The organism is Mesorhizobium sp. M0598, from assembly GCF_040320865.1.
Lineage (GTDB): Bacteria > Pseudomonadota > Alphaproteobacteria > Rhizobiales > Rhizobiaceae > Mesorhizobium.
Genome location: NZ_JAMYQL010000082.1, coordinates 1 through 4,554, shown reverse-complemented (window position 1 = coordinate 4,554; position 4,554 = coordinate 1). Strand labels below are relative to the sequence as shown.

The following is a 4,554-nucleotide window of genomic DNA, read 5'->3' as shown; positions in this document are numbered from 1 at the left end:
CTCGCCTCTGGCGCCGGGCGCCAGCCGGATCGCGTTGGGATCGGCGTGCTCCATCTCGGGGAACTTCTCCATCAGCGCCTTGTGCTCCATGATCCCCTCATGGACGTCCATGACGAACTCGTGGTCGACTTGGCCTTTGTTGACGAACTTCAGGCGAACGGTCTCGCCCTTCCTCACCTTGAGGACGGCCGGCTGGAACAACATTTTTCCATCGTCCTTCTCCGACATCGAGATGTTGATCGTCCGCTTTGCCTTGCTCGCCTCGCCAGGGTTGCCGATCGGCATGGTGGCGGCTTTATCGCCATGGCCTCCGGCGTGGCTTCCACCGGCAAGAGCTGCTCCGGAACTGAGCGCCGTCAAAACGGCCGCTACGATCATACGTTTCATGCTGCACTTTCTCTCATTGTTGAGGTTGCGGGGTTCGGTTCTCATCCCTGTTTGCCGTGACCACCGTGCGCTGCCGGGGCCATGTATTCGGGCCGGACGCGCCGTACCTTGTCGGTGACGTTCGACTTATCGAGGCCGAACACCGTCGGCACGTCGTGATCCACCACGTTGGATCGTGTAATGCGACTTGTGCCCATCGATGCCAGTTTCTCGCTTTTCTGGTATCGAGCTCAACATCCACATGGCGCCGACGGGGTGTCGAGCGACATCTCCGAGGATGCTAGGATCTTGTTTCAAACCGAGGTTCGCGCACTCGCGAGCGAAGGCCGTTGCAAGAACGCTATTGCTCGACGACACCATGCGCCACAACATTTTTCATACATTTTTGTAAGGCTTGCGTATGGCTCGTGGCCACCCGCGGGTGGTTGTCGACCTCGATGCAGATCTCTCAGGAACGGAATAGTGGACGACCCAGGCAACCCCGTGTGCGGCAATCTCCCAGCGCCTCAAGCAGACGCGACAGTCAAACATTCGTTTTCATTGATGTCTGGTTCCGCGCGCGCTCTTTTGCCTTTGAAGCATCATTGGATAATTGGATAGACATGCATCCCCGCAAAGAAACTGTGTCAGCCAGCAGCATGTGCCATTTCATAAGCTGACCTTCCGGACTTTGCTTTTGTCATGGCCACGCATGAGAATCACAAAAATGTAAATCGGAGCGAAGGTGCCCGTGAATTCGACCCGATAGCCTGTTGTTGCTGAGCGTCGGAACGCTCACTTTCGACAAGAGGACTGAACCATGAAACACACTATCGGATATGCATTGATTGTCTTCGCCGCAACGACCGGTGTCGCCAACAGCGGCACGAACTCGACAAGCCCGCGCATCGGCGAGGTCTTGCACGGCCATGGATCGACGGGCGAAACCACGAAATCGGCATCCAACCCCGACATATCTTCCCAAGTGCTCGACAATGGCGATATCGAGAAGACTGATTCCCCCTATAACCGAGTCGAAACTGTGAGCCCCTCATCGTGGCAGGGGGGGAGCCCCCGCCAGCGCGCCAGTTGGGCGGGCCGGTAGCAGGACCAACACCGCAGTTCCGCATCTTCCCACGGAGCCAGTGCAGGGCAAACCAGCTGGCAGCGCTGCCGGCTGGTTTGCCCTTTTTATAATTTCGTCTCAAGTGATATGAACATCCGTCTAAGTGACTGACCTCAATTATGGTTACGGGGGAACTCTGTTTCCACAATTAAGCCGGGGCTATTGTCCTTCAGGGAAATTGTCGCGCCATGCATGTCCGATATCGCCTTGACCAGGCTGAGGCCGAGCCCTGTCCCTTCGGTGGTCCGGCTTTTTTCCAGGCGATAGAAGCGTTTGAACACCTTCTGCCGCTCCGCCGCCGGGATGCCCGGTCCGTTGTCGCTGACGATGATTGCACAGCGATTCGCCTGTGTCGTGACACCGATCGCAATCCGGGATCCTCTTTGTGTGTGGCGCATTGCGTTGACGATAAGGTTCACGCACATCTGCTTCAGCAGTTCGGCATCGCCCCATATGAATAAGGCCGTGTTTTGGCTGTCATTGGACAGAACCAGCGAACGCTCGGCGTCTTCCACGATGTGACTATAGATATCGTAGATTTCGGCGACCAATTCCGAAAGGTTCACCCTCGCAAACCGGGAACGGCGTGCGCCGGACTCGATCTGCGAGATGCGCAGCAAGCCCTCGAAGGTGCCGGCTATATGCGAGATTTCGCTCATCGCTTTTTCGATAAGGAATCTCGTGGCCGTTTGGTCTTTGCTTTCGGAAGCGGCCTCAAGCGTTAGAAACAGCCGGCCGACCGGCGTCTTGAGGTCGTGAGCGATGTCGGTCGTTACCTGCGTCATCGCCGCGACACTAGCCTGTAGCTGTGCCAGCGCGACGTTGACCTCAGTTGCCAGCACGTCGATGTCATCGCTGCGCAAGGAGACCGGCAAGCGGGTAGCGAGATCGCCGGCGCCAACGGACTTCATCGCATCCGAGAGTCTAGCGACACGCCGTCTCGTGCGGAACGCCAAAACTGCGCCCGCGCCGAGACCTCCAGCAAGCACGATCGCCGTTCCCCAGCCGAAGCTGATAAGCGCGATGCTGCGCAAGCGATTGGTGTCGTCATAGCTTACGCCGACGGTCAGGTCGTAGCCGTCCAGGTCCTTCCGGTAGAGCCTGAAATTATTGAGCGCCGCCTCGTGGCTTGTCGGTGCGCGTGTGGAAAATCCCGGCGGCACGTTGGAAATGTCAATGTTGCCAGCCAGGAAGTCGCCTTCGGGATCCTTCAGTGTGTATAGCGTCTCCTGTCCCCTGATTGCCGGACCATGGCTTCGGATCATGGCAGCAGCGCCATCGACACCGTTCGCGTCATAAGCGAAAGAAATCTCCCGGAACCGCTCCATCACATGGGAATCCAGCCGCTCGTAAAGGTAGGCGGCGACCATGTTGTAAGCGACGAAATTGGCTCCCAGAAACGAGAGCAGAAACAGGGAGATGTAGAACGCGGCGAGTCGGATGGACGTACTTCTGGCGATACTAGCGTTGGCCATGGATGGAGTAGCCGGTATTGCGTCTATTACGCAGGAGCGGAACATCGAATGGTTTGTCGATCTTCGCCCGCAGTCGGCTGATATGGGTTTCCACCACGGTGCTTTGCGGGTCGAAGTTGAAGTTCCAGATCCGCTCAAGGAGCATGGTCTTCGTCAGTATGCGGCCCTCGTTACGCATGAGGAGTTCAAGCAGCGCGAATTCCCGAGGGAGCAACTCGATCGTCGTTCCGCCGCGGGTGGCGAGGCGGCTGAAGAGATCCAGTTCCAGATCAGCCACCTTCAGCTTTGCCTTTTCGGGGGTGATCGGAGGGCGCCTTTGCAGAGCATTGATCCGAGCCAGGAGTTCGGAGAATGCAAAGGGCTTGATCAAGTAATCGTCCGCACCTGCCTCCAATCCCTCAACTCGATCGTTGACACCGCCCACCGCCGTCAGGAAGATCACTGGGACCTTTCCGCCGGCGCCTCGAAGACCCCGCACGAGCGACAAACCATCGAGGCCTGGCAGCATCCGATCCACAATTGCGACGTCATAGGGCTCGCGCAGTCCGACAAGCAAAGCATCGCGCCCGTCTGTCAGGACATCGACCACATGGCCGGAAGAGCTCAGTCCATTTTCGATGTAACGGCTGATTTGTTCGTCGTCTTCGACTAGAAGAAGTTTCATAATAGCAATCTCTCATCTGGCCTGGCGCGCCAAGCGTTGATGACCTTTTATCCAGTTTGCTTCTGTCAGCGACGCGGACGAAGCGATGTCTCACTGAGGCTTTTCCCGGCGGTTTTTCGGCTCCGCGCCATTAATCGGTGACGCAGCTTTTCCATCAGCCAGGTACTGGGTTTTGATGTCTCAATATCCATAGACTGGATCGAGAACGCGGCTTTGCGAAAGCGCCTCGCAGCTTTCACGAATATTGACCACTTGTAGCGTCATTTGGCGTATCCCTTCATTGTGCCGCAAATCCAGCACAAGGCTGATCCGCGGCGCTCATCACCTCGCAAGCGATCGCGCCGGGATCGCCTGCGAGAGCGGTCAGTTGCGCTTCGGATTGGTTTTCACCCCGCGACGCTGGCCGGGTTACTTGATACCGGTGACCGTGATGCGTCCGTTGACGCGATCGGCTGTGAACTCGATCGCCTGACCCGTTTTGACCTTGTCGAGCAGGCCCTGCTCGGCGACGACGAACACCATCGTCATCGCTGGCATGTCGAGATTGGTCAGCGGCCCATGCTTAATCGTCAGCTTCTGCTGTTTGGCGTCGACCTTGATGACTTCGCCCTTCACGTATTCCTGCGCAAGCGCGCTCCCGCCGATGGCGAGAACGAGCGCGAGCGTTGAGAGTGTCTTTACCAATAGTGTCATGACTGCTTCCTTTGTGTTTTCGAATTCAGTTGGCGACGCTGATGTCGCCCTTCATGCCGGAATCGTAGTGACCCGGCACAAGGCAGCCGAAACCGAATTCGCCGGCATTGGCGAACGTCCAGATGATCTCGCCTCTGGCGCCGGGCGCCAGCCGGATCGCGTTGGGATCGGCGTGCTCCATCTCGGGGAACTTCTCCATCAGCGCCTTGTGCTCCATGATCCCCTCATGG

Annotated in this window: 7 protein-coding genes; 1 reads left to right on the top strand and 6 read right to left on the bottom strand. The window is 57.6% G+C overall.

Going from position 1 to position 4,554, the window contains the following annotated elements; genetic code table 11:
* Positions 1–387, bottom strand: a 387-nt coding sequence (locus tag NKI59_RS34630) for a cupredoxin domain-containing protein (protein ID WP_352709018.1), incomplete at its 3' end; no start/stop codon positions are given.
* A 41-nt stretch (positions 388–428) separates the two neighbouring features.
* A complete protein-coding gene (locus NKI59_RS34625; RefSeq protein ID WP_352709017.1) occupies positions 429–584 on the bottom strand; it encodes a hypothetical protein in 156 nt (51 codons plus the stop codon).
* Between the two features lie 602 nt (positions 585–1,186).
* On the opposite strand from NKI59_RS34625, the gene NKI59_RS34620 reads away from it, so the two are divergent.
* On the top strand, positions 1,187–1,471 hold the full coding sequence (locus NKI59_RS34620; RefSeq protein WP_352596270.1) for a hypothetical protein: 285 nt from the start codon (positions 1,187–1,189) through the stop codon (positions 1,469–1,471).
* A gap of 134 nt (positions 1,472–1,605) precedes the next feature.
* On the opposite strand, the gene NKI59_RS34615 is transcribed toward NKI59_RS34620, so the two are convergent.
* The 4 genes from NKI59_RS34615 to NKI59_RS34600 form a co-directional block, all read right to left on the bottom strand.
* Positions 1,606–2,967 (bottom strand): sensor histidine kinase, encoded by a 1,362-nt coding sequence (locus NKI59_RS34615; protein WP_352596273.1) that lies wholly within the window; start codon positions 2,965–2,967, stop codon positions 1,606–1,608.
* A complete protein-coding gene (locus NKI59_RS34610; protein WP_352596276.1) occupies positions 2,954–3,631 on the bottom strand; it encodes a response regulator in 678 nt (225 codons plus the stop codon). The genes NKI59_RS34615 and NKI59_RS34610 overlap by 14 nt, the downstream gene beginning before the upstream one ends.
* A gap of 408 nt (positions 3,632–4,039) precedes the next feature.
* Positions 4,040–4,324 (bottom strand): copper-binding protein, encoded by a 285-nt coding sequence (locus tag NKI59_RS34605; RefSeq protein ID WP_352455535.1) that lies wholly within the window; start codon positions 4,322–4,324, stop codon positions 4,040–4,042.
* A gap of 25 nt (positions 4,325–4,349) precedes the next feature.
* On the bottom strand, positions 4,350–4,554 hold a 205-nt coding region (locus NKI59_RS34600), incomplete at its 5' end, for a cupredoxin domain-containing protein (protein WP_502901156.1).

What these genes read in the sequence shown, in the direction of transcription:
- NKI59_RS34625 (WP_352709017.1), bottom strand. Translation starts at nt 584, where the DNA reads ATGGGCACAAGTCGCATTACACGATCCAACGTGGTGGATCACGACGTG.
- NKI59_RS34620 (WP_352596270.1), top strand. Translation starts at nt 1,187, where the DNA reads ATGAAACACACTATCGGATATGCATTGATTGTCTTCGCCGCAACGACC.
- NKI59_RS34615 (WP_352596273.1), bottom strand. Translation starts at nt 2,967, where the DNA reads ATGGCCAACGCTAGTATCGCCAGAAGTACGTCCATCCGACTCGCCGCG.
- NKI59_RS34610 (WP_352596276.1), bottom strand. Translation starts at nt 3,631, where the DNA reads ATGAAACTTCTTCTAGTCGAAGACGACGAACAAATCAGCCGTTACATC.
- NKI59_RS34605 (WP_352455535.1), bottom strand. Translation starts at nt 4,324, where the DNA reads ATGACACTATTGGTAAAGACACTCTCAACGCTCGCGCTCGTTCTCGCC.